Annotated in this window: 12 protein-coding genes and 2 pseudogenes; 3 read left to right on the top strand and 11 right to left on the bottom strand. The window is 60.5% G+C overall.

Annotated features, from left to right (window positions below):
* Window positions 1-58: 58 nt before the first annotated feature.
* Window positions 59-297 (bottom strand): annotated as a pseudogene (locus H620_RS27410) (hypothetical protein).
* A gap of 471 nt (window positions 298-768) precedes the next feature.
* Entirely contained in the window at window positions 769-1,668 is a 900-nt protein-coding gene (locus H620_RS26435; protein ID WP_238346487.1) for an RHS repeat-associated core domain-containing protein, read from the bottom strand.
* Between the two features lie 401 nt (window positions 1,669-2,069).
* Between H620_RS26435 and H620_RS0110770 the strand changes: the two genes are divergently transcribed.
* The gene (locus H620_RS0110770; RefSeq protein WP_027907329.1) at window positions 2,070-2,651 is read left to right on the top strand and encodes a DUF2780 domain-containing protein; all 582 of its coding nucleotides are present in this window, start codon (window positions 2,070-2,072) and stop codon (window positions 2,649-2,651) included.
* A 531-nt stretch (window positions 2,652-3,182) separates the two neighbouring features.
* Here H620_RS0110770 and H620_RS27405 read toward each other — a convergent pair.
* The 4 genes and pseudogenes from H620_RS27405 to H620_RS0110750 all read right to left on the bottom strand — a co-directional run.
* Window positions 3,183-3,458, bottom strand: a pseudogene (locus tag H620_RS27405) (RHS repeat-associated core domain-containing protein); the annotation flags it as partial.
* Between the two features lie 11 nt (window positions 3,459-3,469).
* Window positions 3,470-3,976 carry a hypothetical protein gene (locus H620_RS26425; protein ID WP_104883172.1) on the bottom strand — a complete coding sequence of 169 codons (507 nt, stop codon included), beginning with the start codon at window positions 3,974-3,976 and terminating at the stop codon, window positions 3,470-3,472.
* Between the two features lie 248 nt (window positions 3,977-4,224).
* A complete protein-coding gene (locus tag H620_RS0110755) occupies window positions 4,225-5,574 on the bottom strand; it encodes an APC family permease (protein ID WP_023382749.1) in 1,350 nt (449 codons plus the stop codon).
* 180 nt (window positions 5,575-5,754) lie between these two features.
* The gene (locus H620_RS0110750; RefSeq protein WP_023382748.1) at window positions 5,755-6,642 is read right to left on the bottom strand and encodes an acyltransferase; all 888 of its coding nucleotides are present in this window, start codon (window positions 6,640-6,642) and stop codon (window positions 5,755-5,757) included.
* 181 nt (window positions 6,643-6,823) lie between these two features.
* Here H620_RS0110750 and rloA2 point away from each other — a divergent pair, with 181 nt between their 5' ends.
* Window positions 6,824-7,324 (top strand): retropepsin-like aspartic peptidase RloA2, encoded by a 501-nt coding sequence (rloA2, locus tag H620_RS0110745; RefSeq protein ID WP_023382747.1) that lies wholly within the window; start codon window positions 6,824-6,826, stop codon window positions 7,322-7,324.
* A gap of 93 nt (window positions 7,325-7,417) precedes the next feature.
* Here the strand turns inward: rloA2 and H620_RS0110740 are convergent, their stop codons facing one another.
* The 5 genes from H620_RS0110740 to aceE all read right to left on the bottom strand — a co-directional run bounded on the left by H620_RS0110740 (window position 7,418) and on the right by aceE (window position 16,252).
* On the bottom strand, window positions 7,418-8,041 hold the full coding sequence (locus H620_RS0110740) for a glutathione S-transferase (RefSeq protein WP_023382746.1): 624 nt from the start codon (window positions 8,039-8,041) through the stop codon (window positions 7,418-7,420).
* A 3-nt stretch (window positions 8,042-8,044) separates the two neighbouring features.
* Window positions 8,045-8,713 carry a peptide-methionine (S)-S-oxide reductase MsrA gene (gene msrA, locus H620_RS0110735; protein ID WP_023382745.1) on the bottom strand — a complete coding sequence of 223 codons (669 nt, stop codon included), beginning with the start codon at window positions 8,711-8,713 and terminating at the stop codon, window positions 8,045-8,047.
* Window positions 8,714-8,850: 137 nt separating this feature from the next.
* Entirely contained in the window at window positions 8,851-11,541 is a 2,691-nt protein-coding gene (locus H620_RS0110730; protein WP_023382744.1) for a sensor domain-containing phosphodiesterase, read from the bottom strand.
* A 414-nt stretch (window positions 11,542-11,955) separates the two neighbouring features.
* Window positions 11,956-13,593, bottom strand: coding sequence for a dihydrolipoyllysine-residue acetyltransferase (gene aceF / locus H620_RS0110725; RefSeq protein WP_027907328.1), 1,638 nt, complete (start codon window positions 13,591-13,593; stop codon window positions 11,956-11,958).
* A 13-nt stretch (window positions 13,594-13,606) separates the two neighbouring features.
* Window positions 13,607-16,252 (bottom strand): pyruvate dehydrogenase (acetyl-transferring), homodimeric type, encoded by a 2,646-nt coding sequence (gene aceE, locus H620_RS0110720; protein WP_023382742.1) that lies wholly within the window; start codon window positions 16,250-16,252, stop codon window positions 13,607-13,609.
* A gap of 383 nt (window positions 16,253-16,635) precedes the next feature.
* On the opposite strand from aceE, the gene glnE reads away from it, so the two are divergent.
* The gene (gene glnE, locus H620_RS0110715) at window positions 16,636-19,569 is read left to right on the top strand and encodes a bifunctional [glutamate--ammonia ligase]-adenylyl-L-tyrosine phosphorylase/[glutamate--ammonia-ligase] adenylyltransferase (RefSeq protein ID WP_023382741.1); all 2,934 of its coding nucleotides are present in this window, start codon (window positions 16,636-16,638) and stop codon (window positions 19,567-19,569) included.
* Window positions 19,570-19,705: the final 136 nt, after the last annotated feature.

Here is a 19,705-nt window from a genome sequence, read left to right as displayed (position 1 = left end):
CTTGTAGGAGCGGCTTTAGCCGCGATAGGGCCAGCCCAGCCAACACAAGTCTCACGCCTTAATGCAGCGTTCGCGGTTCCGCTGGCATCTGCACGTGTATCAACGCCGTCTTCAGCAGTATGCGCAGCGCTTCAAGCTCATGCATCGTGGCCATGATAAGGATCGAGGTCGGCGACTTGGGCTGCAGCAGAATGGCCTGGTGCACGACGGTTTGAGCGCAGGCATAGTCCGTGGCCTGGATAAGGGTGTCTTCGAGGAAGGGGAATTGTGGGGTGGATCGGGGATCATCGTTAGCATGGTGTAAACCTCTGTCGGTTGCGCCGACGCCCCTGCTGTCAAACATATGGGTGGCGGCTGTACGCGGGTTGACAGACCGGTCGACAGAGTAAACCCGGCGCACACGAGGTGCCCCACGCACAGCCACCATATAAGGCAATCCACAATGCGTCCGTCGAAATCGGCCTGTCAAAGCCGGTCGTTGATCAGTAACGACCGCCCGACACTAGAGCGCGACCCAGATCACCGCAATGGCTTTGGGGGATTGCGAGTATGTTTCGGAAACGTCTTACAGGGATTAGGGGAAGTCCGAAGAATCTACTGGGAGGCCAAGAAGAACGTGATCTTTGTCAGTTGATAATGCCGTCTTTTGCATAGAGTTTAGGCATTTAACAAGTTAGCGATAGCACTGCTCAAAATATAAACTTCGGCGACACCTGAAACCCCAGATAGGAATTTTAGGTGCCGCGGTAGATGAGGCCAGGTAAGACCTCAAGTTTTTCTAATATCGCTGGCGGTATCCTTGGTGTCTGTCGTTAGAAGCTTCAGGTAGCTTTCCTGGTTCGCCTGGGTCATGTATCGTTCTTTACCGCCGAGTGTTATTTTTGTGAACGTCTCTAACGCTTTTTGGTTTTCTATGGCGTAACCGAGATGCGTCTCGTATTCGCTCAATTTAATTCCTTCTGTACGCGTGTTTCCAGGCGCTGTCTTGCTTCCGTAGTTCGGTGCGTTTATGGCCTTGTACTGTTTGACTTTTCTGGTGAGGAAAGAGGTTGTTATTTGCATGTTTTTCTTTAATTTATTGTACTCTGTCTTGCTTAATGATTGTTGTTTTGCTTGAGCGAGATCCTTGAGGGGGAGGTGTGCCGCTTCCAGTCGCTCAGCCGATGTGGGACGTTTGCTCTTATTTGTGAAAAAATTCCAAATGCTGCTATGACCTGACGGATCAATTTTGTTTATCGGATCACCCTCGCAATATGCATAGGCGTTCACTCCCCCAGCGTCAAAAGGACTCTGGTCGTCAGCTGAGTGGAAACGCATTAGGCTGGGGTTGTAGCACCGGTAGCCATTGCCTAGCAGATAGGTGCCTGTAGCATTCACGTATTCGCCGTTATATGCCAGCAGTGAAAGCTGTGCCTGCGCAGTCGGACAGTACCCGTATGCAGCATAGCTTAACACGTTAGGCATGTTTGAGGTTTTGATAAGAAAAACAGAGCCCGAATCATCAGTCGCTATACGTTTTCCTCCGAAGGTGCCTGACTCGCTATATCTCTCAGCCAGTGGCAAGCTCCTATGTCTAATAACTGAGCTGGTCAAATTGCCCCGCTGTATATTGGTTAACTGGCCGTCATTGTAGAAGAGCAAACTTTTCTCAGTAGTGTGTCGTTTCAATGTTAAGTCCTCGTTCACTGATATGTGGTGCTTTGCTGCTATCTTCCCGACGGCTGCCCTGTGGTCCCTTTCACCCCATGGCAGTGCTCCTGGAAAAACCAGAGTCGGCTTGCCGATACCTCTGGCCAACTCGTCTGGAGGTATCGGAAACCTCTAGGCGTGATGCTTGATCGCCCAATGTACTTTCACCTGACTGCAAAGCCTGCGCCTGCGAGCCGTTGGCAACAACTGGCAGAAATATCAGGTCATTGAACATGCGTAGCGGTAAAGGAGCGCCAAATTGTTAGGGTGTCGTATCGGTATGCTGACGCTTCCTCCGATACGCGGCCCGGAACAAACCTCCAAACGCCCAGTCCAACGCCTCGTTTCCCCGGCCATTCCGGCCCATGAGGTCCCTCCCGATGAAAGCATTCACCCTGGCAACCCTGATGACCCTGGCCGCAAGCCCGGTGTTCGCCTTCAACCTCAGCGACGCCGCCAATGCCGTGTCGGCCATGCAGAACCAGAATCAGAGCCAGCAAGGCCAGGTACAGGCGCCCGAAGCGCAGGCCAGTTTGCTCAATACCTTGGGCAGCGAACTGAACATCACCCCGGAACAGGCCATCGGCGGGGCAGGGGCGATGTTGGGGCTGGCGCGTAACAACCTGAGCAGCGACGACTATGGCCAGCTGACCAAGGCTGTGCCAGGGCTGGACCTGCTGTCGGGCGCCAATGCGCTGGGCGGGTTGAGTGGGTTGGGCGATTTGTTGGGCAAGAACAGCGAAAGCCAGTCGGCGCTGAGTAACGCGTTGGGTAACAACGTGGAAAACCGCAGCGACCTAGACACTGCGTTCAAGGCGCTGGGCATGGACACTGGGATGATCGGGCAGTTTGCTCCACTGATCCTGCAGTACCTCGGACAGCAGGGCATCGCTGGGTCGCTGCTGCAGAACCTGGGTAGCCTGTGGACCACGCCGGTACCGGCGACAACACCGTCGGTTTGATTGGCACTGTTCAGTTGAGCCGATTGAAATGGCCGTGGCCTTTCACAAGTGAAGCCAGCGTAGGTTATCAACGCCAAGCTGCGACCGCAGGCTGGCAGCATGTCTTCGGATGCTATCGATGGTGTTTTGATGGTCGATATAGAGTTCGGTGCCGGGTGTCAGAAGGGCAACGTCTCGCTCGAATCGCTGTATGTGCCCATGAGCCACCACCAAGTCATCGTAAATCCTTGAGGCATCTTCCATGCTCCGTGTCGGTGGCGTGCTAGGTTGCGCAGCACTGGGCACTGCGATCCTATCGCCTGACCGGGCAGGCGCGTTGTGAGCCTGGCCAGCTCGGGCGTTGGCTACATCCCGTCGCGAATACAATCCACGGCCACCTTCTGGAGCAAACGGGTGTCTACCAGGCTGTCGGGCGGCGTGTTGTTGCCTAGGCATTAACCGCCGACCCTGCTGTTGAAACATTTGCTCGGGTTCAACAATCGGCCCCCGGGAGCGCCACAAATCAGGTCTGACTTTTTGTTGCATGCCCGCATGCCCGCTGGGGTCTCGTTGATTCACTGGATCACCTGTGCAATAGCCATACGCATTCAGGCCGCCTTTGCCAAACGGGCTCAAGTTATCAGGTGCGCTAAAACGCATGATTGCCGGGTTGTAAGGACGATAGCCATTTCCAAGCAGGTATGTTTCAGAGTGCCTTTCTAGCAGTTCCCCGTTGAAGCCGAGTAGTTCCTGATGTGAAAAGCGATATTGAACATGTCCATAAGGTGTGTAAGCGCGAAGCGATGCACTATTTATCCGATATTCCACATGCGTTCCCCTTAAACTCGATAGCTTCTGAGTGTGACGTTGAGATATTTCAATCGGTCATGCGCCTCGTCAAGCCACGTTGCAAGTTCCTCCAGTTCAGTCTGGTATCTTTTCGCACTGATGCCCAAACTTTTCGCGAAGACGGACGTCGAGGGCTCCATGAGAAAATTGAATTCTTTTGTTTTCCGCCTTACGCGTTGAGTAAATTTTTGAATGTAGTCTTGTAAGGACTGCTTTTCTTTAATAAGCCGGCTTCTTTGTATGTCGTGTTCGTCCGTGTAGATGACGCTAGTTATTTTCCTATCAAATGTTACTTTCTTTTTTGGCGCGCGTTTCAACTGGGTAGTTGAGGGTGGGGGCGGCTGGCTATTTTCAGCCCAAAACTTCCGTAGCTGAGCAAATGTTCGCGCATGACCTGTGTCATCCCGGAAATTGATCGGATTACAGTTACAGTCTGCATAAGCGTTATATCCGCCCTGCCCAAAGGGGCTGAGATTATCGGGCTTATGGAAGCGCATTAGGGTTGGACTGTAGCTACGGTAACCATTGTCCCAATGGGTAGCTGTCGGTCAGCGGATCGCTCTTTTCGCCATTGAAGCCAAGCAGGGTGCCAAACCAAGCTTGACTGTCGATGTATCCGTATGGGGTGTAGGCCAAAGCGGCTATCTTCAATGGCAGATACCTCGCAATAGACGGTGCTACGTAAGTCTTTGCCTTTGCGAGGCCTCGCACAACTAGCAGAATTATCAGTATCCGCAGGCCAAGCTCAGCCCGCTTCGGAGAAATCCACCAAACTGACTGGACGACGGAAGCCGGCTGTAAGCACCGCCAGGTAGGCTAACCCCAGTGCAAACCAGCACAACCCGATCACCAGCGTCAGTGCCGACAGGCTGGTCCACAGCCACAAGGTCAGCCCCAACCCCACCAACGGCACCACGCCATAGCGCAGCAGCCCTACGAGGTGACGCTGAGCCCCATCGTTCATCAGGTGCGTCTTCACCACCGCCAGGTTTACCGCCGAAAACGCTACCAGCGCCCCGAAGCTGATCAGCGAAGCGAGGGTCGACAGGTCGATCACCAACGCCAGCAGCGAGAACGCAGACACCAGGGCAATGGCGAACACTGGCGTGCCGAAGCGTGGCGACAGGTAGCCGAACGTGCGCTGCGGCAGCACGTTGTCCCGTCCCATGGTGAACAGGATGCGCGACACCGCCGCCTGCGAGGCCAGCGCCGAGCCCAGGCTGCCGGCGACATAGGCGGCAGTGAAGAAGTTGGTCAGGAACTGGCCCCCGGCCTTGAACATCACTTCATTGGCCGCCGCATCGGCGTTAGCGAAGCTGCTGCCTGGTAACACCAGCTGGCTGGCATAGGCCAACACAGTGAACAGCAACCCGGCAAACAGGGTGGTGAGGATGATCGCCCGGGGTACATCGCGGCGGGCGTCGCGGCACTCCTCGGCCAGGGTCGAGACGGCATCGAAGCCGAGGAACGACAGGCACAGTACCGCCGCGCCGGCCATCAGGGGGCCGAAGCCTGGCTTGGTGCCGTCACCCAGCAGCGGCGACAGCAGGTCGAGCGGCTGGCCCGCCAAGGTCTTGCAGGATAGACCGATGAACACGCCAATGAAGACGATCTGCGCACCGACGATCAGGTTGCTGGTCTTGGCCACCGAGTTGATGCCGACCACATTGAGCACTGTCACCAGTGCGATCGAGCCAAGCACGAAGGCCCAGGCGGGAACGGCCGGGAAAGCAATGTTGAGGAACAGGCCAATCAGCAGGTAGTTGATCATCGGCAGGAACAGGTAGTCGAGCAGCAGCGACCAGCCTGCGAGGAAGCCCGCATTGGGGCCGAAGGCCATGTTGGTGTACGAGTACGCCGAGCCCGCGACTGGGAAGCGCTTGACCATGAAACTGTAGGACGCAGCGGTAAACAGCATGGCTACGAGGGTGACGAGGTAGGCGCCGGCAGTGCGGCCACCGGTGAGTTCAGTGACGATGCCGTAGGTGGTGAAGATGGTCAGCGGGACCATGTACACAAGGCCGAAGAACACCAGGGCGGGCAGCCCTAGGACACGGCGCAGTTGGGCGGGGGCGGAGCTAGGTTGATTGGCCATCGACTCGATCCAGGCTTTTTGTAGTTGTGCTTTGGTCGATTTTTATCCACTTAGGTAGGTAATGACAAAAAAGTATTACTTATTCTAATTATTAGCCTCGTTTTTAATCGGGGTTACGCCTAACCCTGTGCCGGCCTCTTCGCGGGTAAACCCGTGCAGAGGCCCTTACAGGCAATTAATTCAGTTCATCTCGGCGCGCAATTGTTCAATCCGCTGGTCCTTCTCCACCCACAACTGGTTTACCCAGGCCTGTATGGTCTGGCGAAACGCGGGGTCGTTCTCGTAGTCCCCCGACCACAATACCGGGTCCAGCTCGCGCACCCGAATGTCGATAATCACCCGACTAATGCTGCCATTGAGCAACGCCCAGAACCCAGGCGCCTGGTTGCCGGGGTAGACGATGGTCACGTCCAGCAGTGCATCGAGCTGCTCGCCCAGCGCCGCCAGCACGAACGCCACGCCGCCGGCCTTGGGCTTGAGCAGGTGGCGGTAGGGCGACTGCTGCGCCTGGCGCTTGGCCTCGCTGAAACGGGTGCCTTCCAGGTAGTTGACCACGGTCACCGGCTGGCGCTTGAACAGCTCGCAGGCCGCCTTGGTGATCTCCAGGTCCTTGCCCTTGAGCTCGGGGTGTTTTTCCAGGAAGGCCTTGCTGTAGCGCTTCATGAAGGGGTAATCCAGCCCCCACCAGGCCAGGCCCAGCAGGGGCACCCAGATCAGCTCCTTCTTGAGGAAGAACTTGAAGAACGGCGTACGACGGTTGAGGCTTTCGATCAGCGCCGGAATATCGACCCAGGTCTGGTGGTTGCTGACGGCCAGGTACGAGGTGTCCTGACGCAGCTTCTCGATGCCGCGAATGTCCCATTGGGTCGGGATGCACAGGGCGAAGATCATCTTGTCGATCTCCGACCAGGTTTCGGCAATCCACATCACCGCCCACGAGGCGTAGTCTCGCCCACGGCCTGGCAACACCAGTTTTAGCAGGGCGAAGACCAGCAGCGGGCCGATCAGCACCAGGGTGTTGAGCAGCAGCAGGGTGGTCGTAAGAATGCCGGTAAACAGGCGACGCATAAGCAGACTCTTGTTGTGTGAATTTTGCGGGTGGCAATGATAAGCAGGGCTGTGCCATACGCCAAACGTCGAATGCTCGACGGTTGGTACAAATGTTTCACATTGTGTTGTTTAAGGTGTGACAACGAACCTATCCTGCTTGCGCAGTCTAAGCACTGACTCTTCTCAAGGAAGTTTGCCTGTGAAACCTCTGCTTGCCCTGTTGTCGCTGTTGGCGTTGCCGGTGATGGCTGCCGAGCCCACCCTATACGGTCGCTACGAATACATCGCCCTGCCTGAGATTGGCGAAACCCTGAAAGCCAAGATGGATACCGGTGCCTACACCGCGTCGCTGTCGGCCAAGGATATCGAGCTGTTCACCCGCGATGGCGAGGAGTGGGTCCGCTTCCGCCTGGCGACCAAGGACGCCGACGGCAAGGTCTATGAGCACAAGCTGGCGCGCATCAGCAAGATCAAGAACCGTGCTGACGAAGAGGAGGAGGGCGATGCACCGGAGCTCTCGAAACGGCCGGTGGTCGACCTGGAACTGTGTCTGGGTGATGTGAAGCGCACGGTGGAGGTCAATCTGGTCGACCGCAGCAGCTTCAACTACCCATTGCTGGTGGGCGCCAAGGCGCTGCGCGAGTTCAAGGCCGCGGTCAACCCGGCCAAGCGGTTCACGGCGGGCAAGCCGGACTGCTGATTCGGTTTTGGCTGTGATGGCGGCATCGCCGGCATGCCGGCTCCTACAGATTTCACACCCCTGTGGGAGCCTGCTTGCCGGCGATGCGCCTGATCAGGCAGCCGGCGCCGTCGCTACCATCGACGGCCGCTTGATCACCTCGGCATACCACGCCGCGAGTCCGGGCTGTTGCGCCCGCCAGCCGAACTCAGGCTGACGCAAGTCCAGGTAACCCAGCGCACAGGCCACACCAATCGCCGCGATGTCGAACCCCGATGCCAACTCGGCCAGGTGCTCGCGTTCCAGGTTGGCCAGGCTGCGCCGAATCTTCTCGCTTTGCGCGGCCACCCAGCCATCCCAACGCTTGTCTTGCGGTCGCAGGAAGGTCTCGTAGCGGGTCGATACCGCCGCATCCATGATCGCATCGGCCTGGGAGGCCAGGGTCATGCGCCGCCAGCGAGCCGAGCCTTCCCGGGGAATCAGCGGAGTGCCGACGTGCTGGCAGTCCAGGTACTCGCAAATGACGCGGCTGTCGTGCAGCACGGTGCCATCTTCCAGGCGCAGTGCTGGGATCTTGCCGATGGGGTTGCCCTGGTTGAGTTGCTCGTCGCCGCTCACTGGGCTGATGTTCACGGGCTGCAGGGCCACGCGGTCAAGCTGGGCGGTTTCGTGCAGCACCACCATGACTTTGCGCACGAAAGGCGAAAGTGGCCCGTGGAAAAGGGTCATCGTGCTCATGGCTCAGTTGCCCTGCAGGCTGGGTGGCAGGCACACGCCAGTACCGCCGATGCCGCAATAGCCATCGGGGTTCTTGGCCAGGTACTGCTGGTGGTACGCTTCGGCGAAGTACACGGTCGGGGCCTGGTCGATTTCGGTGGTGATTTCACCAAAGCCTGCCTTGGTCAGTTCTGCCTGGAACGCATCACGGCTGGCCTTGGCCTGCTCCAGCTGTTCTGGGCTGGTGCAGTAGATCGCCGAGCGGTACTGGGTGCCGATGTCATTGCCCTGGCGCATGCCTTGGGTCGGGTTGTGCAGTTCCCAGAACATCGCCAGCAGTTCGCGGTAGCTCACCTTATCCTTGTCGAACACCACCAGCACCACTTCGGTATGGCCGGTCAGGCCCGAGCAGACTTCTTCGTAGGTGGGGTTTGGCGTGAAGCCACCGGCATAGCCGACCACGGTGCTGACCACGCCTTCACGCTGCCAGAAGCGGCGCTCGGCACCCCAGAAGCAGCCCAGGCCGAAGATGGCGAAGTCGATGCTGCCCTCGAAGAAGGGGCCCAGCAGTGGGGTGTCTTTGAAGACATAGTGGAATTCGGGCAGGGCCATTGGGGTTTCGCGTCCAGGCAGGGCCTGTTCCGCAGTAGGCATGACGTTTTTGTTCACCAGGATTTCCGAACGCAGGACCATGGCCGTTCCTCTGTGTGTCAGGTAGATGGGGGCTCGATCACCGGCAAGCCGGCGCCTACAGGGTCGTTCCGCAGGTACTGGGGATTGCCGGCGATGAGGCCGAATGGGTTCTATAGTGCCCGAGGTTGAGGCTGCTGTCAGTCCATTGGACCGCGCGGGTAGCGCTTGAGTTTTTCCGCCAGCTCCCGGCCCGGAATGGGCCGGTCGAACAGGTAGCCCTGGCCGACATCGCAACGGTGCCTGCGCAGGAACGCCAGCTGTTCTGGAGTTTCGATCCCTTCGGCCACTACCTTGAGCTTGAGGTTGTGGGCCATGGCCACCACCGCCGAGGTGATCTCCATGTCGTCCTGGTTGTCCGGGATTTCATTGATGAAGCTGCGGTCGATCTTGATGATGTCGATCGGAAACTTCTTCAGGTAGCTCAGCGATGAGTAACCGGTGCCGAAGTCGTCCATGGCCAGAGTCAGGCCCAGGGCCTTGAGCTCATCGAGCTGGCGGTGGGTGTCTTCGGTGGCCTCCAGCAGCAGGCCTTCAGTAAGTTCCAGCTCCAGCAGGTGCGGTGGCAGTTCTTCTTCCTTGAGGATCGAGCTGATCGAGGCGACCAGGTCGGGGTCGGAGAACTGCTTTGGCGACAGGTTGATGGCCACGTGCAGGTTGCCCATGCCTGCCTCGCGCAGTTGCTGGCTCATGCGGCACGACTGGCGCACCACCCATTTGCCGATGGGGATGATCAGGCCGGTTTCCTCGGCCACGCTGATGAACTGGTCCGGGCGAATCATGCCGCGCTCGGGGTGGTTCCAGCGCAGCAGTGCTTCCAGGCCGAGTAAACGGCCGCTGCGCAGGCACAGCTTGGGCTGGTAGAACACCTCCAGCTCGTTCTGGGTCAGGGCGCGGCGCAGGTTGTTCTCGACGAACAGCTTGTAGCTGGCCTCGGCGTTTAGCACCTCGGTGAACACTTGCACCTGATGCTTGCCGTTGGCCTTGGCCTTGTGCAGGGCAAGGCCTGCATTCTTCATCAGGGTGGTCGGGTCGCTGCCGTGCATGGGCGCGCAGGCCAAGCCCACCGACGCGGTGACGTTGATCAGCTGGTTGTCGACGAACATCGGTTTGTCGAGGGTGCGCAGCAGTTGGAGGGCGACGCCCTGGCCATCCTCCAGGCTGGTGCCGTTGAGCAGCACAGCGAACTCGTTGCTGGCGAAGCGGGCAAGGATGTCATTGGGGCTGAGGCTGTTGCGCAGGCGTCGGGCCAGGCTCACCAGCAGCTTGTCGCCGGTCTGGTGGCCGAGGCTGTCGTTGATCCGCTTGAAGTTGTCGATGTCCACCAGCAGCAGGCAGATCGGGCTGTCACCGTCGCGGGTGAAGTGGGTATCGAGGTTGCGGATGAACGCTGGGCGGTTGCCCAGGTTGGTCAGGTTGTCGGTATAGGCCAGGCGCTCGATGCGCTGCTGGGCCAGTTTGGACTGGGTGACGTCCTCGTAGATACCGATGTAGTGGGTCAGCTCTCGGTTATCGCCATATACCTTGGAGATCGACAGCTGCCCCCAGTAGGGTTCGAGGTTCTTGCGCCGGCTCTTGAATTCGCCTTGCCAGCTGTTGCCCATTTCCAGGCTCGACGGCGAGTCGAACAGCAGTTCGCTGAGATTCTCCAGCGCCGGCAACTCGGCCAGATGGTGGCCCTGGACCTCTTCGGTGCTGTATTGGGTGATGGCGGTGAAGCTGGGGTTGACGTATTCCACCACCCCGTCGCGGTTGACCAGCAGGAAGGCGTTGGCGCTTTGCTCGACCGCCCGCTGGAACAGGTGCAGGGCGCTGGCCGCGGTACGCCGGTTGTGGTTGGTGATGACCTGGGCGAACTGATCGGCCAGCTCGCCGGCAAAGGCAATCTCGTCGGACTGCCAGGCCCTTGGCTGCCCGGTCTGTTCCAGGCATAGCACGCCGACCACCTGGCCGTCGACGCGAATACTGGCGTCGAGCATGGCGTTGTTGGCCGGTAAAAGACTGTTGGCGAGCTCACGGGTGCGTGGGTCGTGGCTGGCGTTATGAGCATCGATGGCGCGGCTGGCATGCAGGGCTTCGAGGTAGTCCGGGAAGCGGCTGGCATCGATCGGCTCGGGCAGTTGGTGTTGCTGCTCGTGTCGGTACCAGGCGCTTATCGGTACCAGACGCTGCTCTTCCAGATGCCAGATGCTGGCGTTGTCGACCTTGTAGATTTCACAGGCGCTGCGGGTAATCAGCTCGGCGGCCTCGAGCAACGAGTTCTCTGCACTGTAGCGTTGGCGTGCCAGGCGCAGGATCAGGTCTTGCTGGCCACGTACCCGTTCCAGGTGTTCGAGCTGTTCCTGTTGTGCACGCTGGTTCAACTGCAGGGCCAGTTGCAGGCGGTTGTTGCGCGATTCGAGATCGTTTGCGTCCAACTCCGAGAGGTCGTCTGCCTGGTCGTCGAGCACGGTCAGGTAGCCGCGCAGCAACTGGCGGTTGTGCTGTTTGTAGGCCTCGCCGACCTCCAGCAGGCGCAGTGGCGCCTGTTGCGCATGCAGGGTGTAGCGCACTCGGTAGTAGCCACGGTGGGCCAGCTGTGCCTGGATCTCGTCATGCAGCTTGTAGCGGATCTCGGGTGCCATCAGGCTTGCATAGGGCGAGCCGATGAGCGCGCACAGTTCGGATGCGGGCAAGCCGAATTGACGCTCGCAGGCGGGGTCCAGGTAAAGCAGCGACCAGGTGGCTTCGTTCAGCCTTTCGAAACGCAGCATGCCGAGCCGCGAAGGCACGGGAAGCTGCGTGACGACCTCGGCCACCACACGACTGGTGGCATCGGGTTGGCTTTTCATCGAAGACTCGCTTGAAGAGGATGACGCTGCCTTGAGCGGCGCATCTGGCAAGGTTGCATCATGTCCCCGAGGCTGGCAAGCGGCTAGGGGGCTGTCATGTATATGTTTTCGGCTGCGGGGGGGAAATCCTTAGTTTGGCTGATGAGTTTGGGGGCTGTTCGACGAGAGGTTTTTGGTGTTTGTGAAATCGAGCGCCGCCTGCGCGACGCATCGCGAGCAAGGCTCGCTACCTTGATTGGCGTGAAACAACCGTAGGAGCGAGCCTTGCTCGCGATGCGTCGCGCAGGCGGCGCTCGATCGCAAAATCCTATCGGCGAACAAAAAAAAGCCCCGCCAATCGACGGGGTTGAGGTACGAGCGTGGCAGCTCGAAAAGGGTACCTGCCTCCGCGACGGGAGGCAGGCTGGCTGCGTGTTACAGCAGCATGGTGCGGATATCGCCCAGCACGTCGCCCAGACGCTTGGTGAAGCGCGCGGCGGCAGCGCCGTTGATCACACGGTGATCGTAGGACAGCGACAGCGGCAGCATCAGCTTCGGCTGGAAGGCCTTGCCATCCCAGACCGGCTGCATGGTTGCCTTGGAGACACCCAGGATCGCCACCTCAGGCGCGTTGACGATCGGCGTGAAGCCGGTGCCGCCAATGTGGCCGAGGCTGGAGATGGTGAAGCAGGCGCCCTGCATCTCGTCTGCCGACAGCTTCTTGGTGCGGGCTTTTTCGGCCAGCGAAGCGGCTTCGGCAGCCAGTTGCAGCAGGCTCTTCTGGTCGACGTTCTTGATCACAGGCACCAGCAGGCCGTCCGGCGTGTCCACGGCGAAGCCGATGTGCACGTACTTCTTGCGGATGATGGCCTTGCCGCTGGGGGCCAGCGAGCTGTTGAAGTCTGGCAGTTCCTTGAGCAGGAAGGCACAGGCCTTGAGCAGCAGTGGCAGCACGGTGAGCTTGACACCAGCCTTCTCGGCCACGGCCTTCTGTGCAACGCGGAAGGCTTCCAGCTCGGTGATGTCGGCGGAGTCGAACTGGGTGACGTGCGGCACATTCAGCCAGCTGCGGTGCAGGTTGGCGGCACCGACCTGCATCAGGCGGGTCAGGGCGACTTCTTCCACTTCACCGAACTTGCTGAAGTCCACGGCAGGAATCGGCGGGATGCCAGCGCCGCCAGTCGCACCGGCGGCTGCCGGGGCTTCCTTGGCCTTCTGCATCATGGCCTTGACGTAGACCTGTACGTCTTCTTTGAGGATGCGGCCGTGCGGACCGGTCGCGGCGACCGCGCCCAGGTCGACACCGAACTCACGCGCCAACTGGCGAACGGCCGGGCCTGCGTGAACCTTGGCATTGCTGCCGGCAGCCGGTGCGGTGGCGACCGGCGCCGGGGCGGCTGCCGGAGCGGCGGCCGGGGCTGGAGCAGCAGCTGGAGCGGCAGCGGCCGGAGCCGGAGCCGGAGCCGGAGCCGGAGCAGCAGCAGGCGTGGCGCCAGCGACTTTCAGCTTGAAGATCAAGTCGCCAGTGCCGACTTCATCTTCCAGCTTGCACAGCACTTCTTCGACCACGCCAGCGGCAGGCGATGGAATCTCCATCGAGGCCTTGTCGGACTCGAGGGTGATCAGCGACTGGTCAGCCTCGACGGTGTCGCCGACCTTGACCAGCACTTCGATGATCTTGGCCTTGCCCGACGAACCGATGTCCGGCACGTGGATGTCCTGAACGCTGGCGGCAGCGGGGGCTGCAGCCGGAGCAGGGGCGGCGTCGGCAGCCGGCGCCGGAGCGGCAGCCGCTGGAGCCGGAGCGGCCGCGGCCGGAGCCTCGGGCGCCGCAGCGGCGCCCTCGGCTTCCAGGACCAGCAGCTCGTCGCCTTCTTTCAGGCGATCGCCCAGCTTGACCTTCAGTTCCTTGATGACACCGGCCTTGGGCGCTGGAATCTCCATGGAGGCCTTGTCGGACTCCAGGGTCAGCAGGCTCTGGTCGGCCTCGATGCGGTCACCGACCTTGACGAACAGCTCGATGATTTCACCTTCACCGCTGCCGATGTCAGGTACGCGAATGAGTTCGCTCACTTAAAAATACTCCTCAGCAGTCCAGTGGGTTGCGCTTGTCCGGGTCGATACCGAACTTGACGATAGCGTCTGCCACCACCTTGGGTTCGATCTCGCCACGGTCAGCCAAGGCTTCCAGGGCAGCCAGCACGACGAAGTGACGGTCGACTTCGAAGAAGTGACGCAGCTTCTTGCGGCTGTCGCTGCGACCGTAGCCATCGGTACCCAGGACTTTGAACTCTTTGCTCGGTACCCACTGGCGAATCTGCTCGGCGAACAGCTTCATGTAGTCGGTGGACGCGATGACCGGGCCCTTGCGACCGGACAGGCACTCTTCGACGTAGGTCTTCTGAGGCTTCTGGCCAGGCTTGAGGCGGTTGGCGCGTTCCACGGCCAGGCCGTCGCGACGCAGTTCGTTGAAGCTGGTGACGCTCCATACGTCGGCACCGACGTTGAACTCGTCACGCAGGATCTTCGCGGCTTCGCGGACTTCGCGCAGGATGGTGCCGGAGCCCATCAGCTGTACGTGGTGCGCGGCTTCGCGGGTGTCTTCTTCGAGCAGGTACATACCCTTGATGATGCCTTCCTCGACACCGGCCGGCATGGCTGGCTGCTGGTAGGATTCGTTCATCACGGTGATGTAGTAGAAGATGTCCTGTTGCTCTTCGGTCATCTTCTTCATGCCGTCCTGGATGATCACCGCCAGCTCGTAGCCGTAGGTCGGATCGTAGGTGCGGCAGTTCGGGATGGTGCCCGCCATCATGTGGCTGTGACCGTCTTCGTGCTGCAGGCCTTCACCGTTGAGGGTGGTACGGCCGGCGGTACCGCCGATCAGGAAACCACGGGTGCGGCTGTCGCCAGCGGCCCAGGCCAGGTCGCCGATACGCTGGAAGCCGAACATCGAGTAGAAGATGTAGAACGGCAGCATCGGCTGGTTGTGGCAGCTGTACGAGGTACCGGCAGCGATGAACGACGACATGGCGCCGGCTTCGTTGATGCCTTCCTCGAGGATCTGGCCCTTCTTGTCTTCGCGGTAGAACATCACCTGGTCTTTATCGACGGGCTCGTAGAGCTGGCCGACCGACGAGTAGATGCCCAACTGACGGAACATGCCTTCCATACCGAAGGTACGGGCTTCGTCCGGGATGATCGGCACGATACGCTGGCCGATTTCCTTGTCCTTGACCAGCTGCGCCAGAATACGCACGAAGGCCATGGTGGTGGAAATTTCGCGGTCGCCCGAGCCGTCCAGGATCGCCTTCAGGGTTTCCAGTGGCGGGGTCGGCACGCTGAAGCTCTTGCTGCGGCGCTGTGGCACGAAGCCACCCAGGGCAGCACGGCGCTCGGCCAGGTACTTGGCTTCGGCGGAGCCTTCTTCGGGCTTGAAGAACGGCAGGTTCTCGAGGTCGGCATCCTTGACCGGGATGTCGAAGCGATCACGGAAGTGACGCAGGCTGTCGACGTCGACCTTCTTGGTGTTGTGCGCGGTGTTCTTGGCTTCGCCAGCACCGGTACCGTAACCCTTGATGGTCTTGGCCAGGATGACGGTAGGCTGGTCCTTGTGGTTGACCGCCTGGTGGTAGGCCGCATAGACCTTGTACGGGTCGTGGCCGCCACGGTTGAGCTTCCAGATTTCCTCGTCGGACAGGTCTTCGACCATGGCCTTGAGCTCTGGGGTGTTGAAGAAGTGCTGACGGACGTACGCACCGTCCTTGGCCTTGTAGTTCTGGTACTCGCCGTCGATGACTTCGTCCATGCGACGCTGCAGGGCACCGTTGGTGTCCTTGGCGAACAGTGGGTCCCAGAAACGGCCCCAGACGACCTTGTTGACGTTCCAGCCGCCGCCACGGAACACGCCTTCGAGTTCCTGGATGATCTTGCCGTTGCCGCGAACCGGGCCGTCCAGGCGCTGCAGGTTGCAGTTGATGACGAAGATCAGGTTGTCCAGCTTCTCGCGGCCAGCCAGGGCGATTGCACCCAGGGATTCCGGCTCGTCGCACTCGCCGTCGCCCATGAAGCACCAGACCTTCTGCTTGCCGGCCGGGATGAAGCCACGGGCTTCCAGGTACTTCATGAAGCGCGCCTGGTAGATCGCCTGGATCGGGCCCAGACCCATGGAAACGGTCGGGAACTGCCAGAAGTCAGGCATCAGCCAAGGGTGCGGGTACGAAGACAGGCCGTTGCCGTCCACTTCCTGACGGAAGTTGTTCATCTGTTCTTCGCTGATGCGGCCTTCCATGAAGGCGCGGGCATAGACGCCTGGCGAGGCGTGGCCCTGGAAGAAGATCAGGTCGCCGCCGTGCTCTTCGGTCGGGGCTTGGAAGAAGTAGTTGAAGCCGATGTCGTACAGGGTGGCGCTGGAGGCGAAGCTGGAGATGTGTCCGCCCAGGTCCGAGTCTTTCAGGTTGGTACGCATGACCATGGCCAGGGCGTTCCAACGTACCATCGAGCGAATGCGGCGTTCCATGAACAGGTCGCCAGGCATGCGTGCTTCGTGGGTGACAGGGATGGTGTTGCGGTATGGCGTGGTGATCGCATACGGCAGCTGGGAGCCACTACGGGTGGCCAGCTCGCCCATACGGGTCATCAGGTAATGAGCGCGGTCTTCGCCTTCTTTGTCGAGGACCGACTCCAGGGCATCCAGCCATTCCTGGGTTTCGATTGGATCGAGGTCTTGCATGGCTTGCTCCAGGGCGGAAAGGCCACCAGAATCGGTGGCCTGAGTTTGCGACTGGCCTTATGGGCAGACGTCGTGAATTCTTGGATTACCGGGGTCTCATCCGGCGCCGTGTAGTTTTACTACAAAAGCTTTCGCATTTCATGCTTTTACACGGTCGGGGTAGTAGTAATACTACAGAAATGCGACGTTTGGTCGCACCCTGCGTTGTGAGGAAAAACGTTCATGTTGGTTGGCGTTGTGCCGAAAACAGGTGGTTCTTGATGTTTTTTGCCAGTGATTCGTTTTTTTCAGCTATTTCCAACTTTTGTATGACAGTCCAACCGTGGTCGGGCTTCCCCTTGGCCGCCTCTACCCCTCACTTTCTCGCCGATCAAGGATAGTCCATGCGCCTGCCTTTGCCGCTCGATCTGCCCGCTACCCTGCAACCGCTGGTCGCTCGCAACCAGCAGTTCCTGCTCGATGCCATCGCCGGTCACCCTGAGCTGGACTTGCACGCTTGGAGCCTGGCCCATCGGCAACAGTTCGATCAGGTAGCCGCGGCCAGTGACTTCGTCCTGGGCCTGGCCCAGCGCGAACCGGCCATGCTGTTCGAACTGGTCGCCAGCGGTGAGCTGGACCGTCGCTATGGCCCGGGCGATCTGTGCGCGCATATCGCCGCCGCTGCCCAGGCGGCGCAGACCGAGGACGAGCTGGCGCGCAATCTGCGCCGTGAACGCAACCGCCAGCAACTGCGCATCATCTGGCGCGACATCACCCGCCAAGCCGAACTGGGCGAAACCTGCCGAGACTTGTCCGACCTTGCCGACGCCGCCATCGACCAGGCCTATCAATGGCTGTACCCGCGCCATTGCCAGCAGTTCGGTACGCCCATCGGCAATCGCAGTGGCCAGCCGCAACATATGGTGGTGCTGGGCATGGGCAAGCTCGGTGCGGTGGAGCTGAACCTGTCGTCGGACATCGACCTGATCTTCGCATTCCCCGAAGGCGGCGAGACCGAAGGGGTCAAGCGCTCGCTGGACAACCAGGAGTTCTTCACCCGGCTGGGCCAGCGCCTGATCAAGGCCCTGGACCCGGTGACCGTCGACGGTTTCGTCTTCCGTGTCGACATGCGCCTGCGTCCTTATGGTTCGGCAGGTGCACTGGTGCTCAGCTTCAACGCCCTGGAGCAGTATTACCAGGACCAGGGTCGCGATTGGGAGCGTTACGCCATGATCAAGGCCCGCGTGGTAGCGGGCGACCAGCACGCCGGTGCCCAGTTGCAGGAAATGCTGCGTCCCTTCGTTTACCGGCGTTACCTGGATTTTTCGGCGATCGAAGCGCTGCGCACCATGAAGCAGCTGATCCAGCAGGAAGTGCGACGTAAGGGCATGGCCGACAACATCAAGCTCGGTGCCGGGGGCATCCGCGAGGTGGAGTTCATCGCCCAGGCCTTCCAGCTGATTCACGGTGGACGTGACCTGAGCCTGCAACAGCGGCCGCTGCTAAAGGTGCTGGCGACCCTCGAAGGCCAGGGCTACCTGCCACCGGCCGTGGTTGCAGAGCTACGCGAAGGCTACGAATTCCTGCGTTACGCCGAACATGCCCTGCAGGCCATCGCCGACCGCCAGACCCAGATGCTGCCAGACAGCGAGACTGACCGTGAGCGGGTGGCGTACATCCTTGGCTTTGCCGACTGGCAGAGCTTCCACGACCAGCTGATGTACTGGCGCGGCCGGGTCGACTGGCACTTCCGCCAGGTCATCGCCGACCCGGACGATGAAGAAGGCGAGGGCGAGCTGGTGGTCGGGGGCGAGTGGTTGCCACTGTGGGAGCAGGCGCTGGACGAAGACGCTGCAAGCCGGCAGTTGGAAGAAGCAGGCTTCAAGCAACCTGCCGAGGCGTTGCGTCGCCTCTCCGGCCTGCGCGCAAGCCCCCAGCTGCGTTCGATGCAGCGTATCGGCCGTGAGCGCCTCGATGCTTTCGTGCCGCGCCTGATGGCGCAGACGGTGGAGCATGACAACCCTGACCTGGTGCTCGAACGCGTATTGCCGTTGGTAGAAGCCGTGGCCCGGCGTTCGGCCTACCTGGTGCTGCTGACCGAGAACCCAGGCGCCCTGCGCCGGCTGCTGACATTGTGCGCGGCCAGCCCTTGGATCGCCGAGCAGATCGCCCGTTACCCGTTGTTGCTCGATGAGTTGCTCAACGAAGGGCGCTTGTTCAGCCCGCCGCTGGCACCTGAACTTGCCAGTGAGTTGCGCGAGCGGTTGACGCGCATTCCCGAGGATGACCTGGAGCAGCAGATGGAAGCGCTGCGCCACTTCAAACTGGCCCACAGCCTGCGCGTGGCCGCTTCTGAAATCAGCGGCAACCTGCCTTTGATGAAAGTCAGCGACTACTTGACCTGGCTGGCCGAGGCCATCCTAGACCAGGTACTGGCCCTGGCCTGGCGCCAGACCGTGTCGCGCCACGGCCAGCCCAAGCGCAGCGATGGCAGCTTGTGCGATCCGGGCTTCGTCATCATTGGCTACGGCAAGGTCGGAGGCCTCGAGCTGGGCCATGGCTCGGACCTGGACCTGGTGTTCATCCATGATGGCGACCCTCAAGCCGAGACCGACGGCGCCAAGCCCATCGACAGCGCCCAGTTCTTCACCCGCCTGGGCCAGCGGATCATTCACCTGTTGACCACCCAGACCAACTCTGGCCAGCTCTATGACGTCGACATGCGCCTGCGCCCGTCCGGTGCCTCCGGGCTGCTGGTCAGCTCGCTGGGGGCGTTCGAGCGCTACCAGCAGAACGAGGCTTGGACCTGGGAGCACCAGGCCCTGGTGCGCGCCCGCGTACTAGTGGGATGCAAGCAGGTGGCGGCGGCATTCGAAGGCGTGCGCGCCAGGGTGCTAGGCCAGGCTCGCGACCTGGACAAGCTGCGCACCGAGGTCAGCGAGATGCGCGCCAAGATGCGCGACAACCTCGGCACCAAGGCGACCGTCGCGGGCACGGCGGCCAACGCTTTCGATGCGGGGGTTCCATTCGATATCAAGCAGGATGCAGGCGGTATCGTCGATATCGAATTTATGGTGCAATACGCCGCTTTGGCTTGGTCTCACGACCATCCGGCCATACTGCGATGGACCGATAACATCCGCATTCTGGAAGAGCTGGAACAGGCAGGGTTGATGCCGGCCAGTGACGCGGTGCTGTTGCGTGAAGTGTACAAGGCGTTTCGTTCGGCTTCGCACCGCCAGGCCTTGCAGAAGCAGGCTGGAGTGATCGACGCGGCGCAGTTTGCCGATGAACGACGCGAGGTGCGGCGGATCTGGGCTGAGCTGGGTTTGAGCTGAAGGCCCCGCTGCCACAGGGGCTGCGATCAGCGACGGATGGGCCTGAGTGGTACACTGTCCGCCAAATAGCCTGAATATAAAGAGGGGAGGCCAGGCTGTACCGCAGTCTGCAGCCTCCCCGAGCGTTTCTGGACTA

Source organism: Pseudomonas taiwanensis DSM 21245 (assembly GCF_000425785.1).
Classification (GTDB): domain Bacteria; phylum Pseudomonadota; class Gammaproteobacteria; order Pseudomonadales; family Pseudomonadaceae; genus Aquipseudomonas; species Aquipseudomonas taiwanensis.
The sequence above is the reverse complement of the archived record's forward strand: the minus strand, read 5'-3'. Positions and strand labels throughout refer to the sequence as shown.

What these genes read in the sequence shown, in the direction of transcription:
- H620_RS0110770 (WP_027907329.1), top strand. Translation starts at nt 2,070, where the DNA reads ATGAAAGCATTCACCCTGGCAACCCTGATGACCCTGGCCGCAAGCCCG.
- H620_RS26425 (WP_104883172.1), bottom strand. Translation starts at nt 3,976, where the DNA reads ATGCGCTTCCATAAGCCCGATAATCTCAGCCCCTTTGGGCAGGGCGGA.
- H620_RS0110755 (WP_023382749.1), bottom strand. Translation starts at nt 5,574, where the DNA reads ATGGCCAATCAACCTAGCTCCGCCCCCGCCCAACTGCGCCGTGTCCTA.
- H620_RS0110750 (WP_023382748.1), bottom strand. Translation starts at nt 6,642, where the DNA reads ATGCGTCGCCTGTTTACCGGCATTCTTACGACCACCCTGCTGCTGCTC.
- H620_RS0110740 (WP_023382746.1), bottom strand. Translation starts at nt 8,041, where the DNA reads ATGAGCACGATGACCCTTTTCCACGGGCCACTTTCGCCTTTCGTGCGC.
- msrA (WP_023382745.1), bottom strand. Translation starts at nt 8,713, where the DNA reads ATGGTCCTGCGTTCGGAAATCCTGGTGAACAAAAACGTCATGCCTACT.
- H620_RS0110730 (WP_023382744.1), bottom strand. Translation starts at nt 11,541, where the DNA reads ATGAAAAGCCAACCCGATGCCACCAGTCGTGTGGTGGCCGAGGTCGTC.
- aceE (WP_023382742.1), bottom strand. Translation starts at nt 16,252, where the DNA reads ATGCAAGACCTCGATCCAATCGAAACCCAGGAATGGCTGGATGCCCTG.
- glnE (WP_023382741.1), top strand. Translation starts at nt 16,636, where the DNA reads ATGCGCCTGCCTTTGCCGCTCGATCTGCCCGCTACCCTGCAACCGCTG.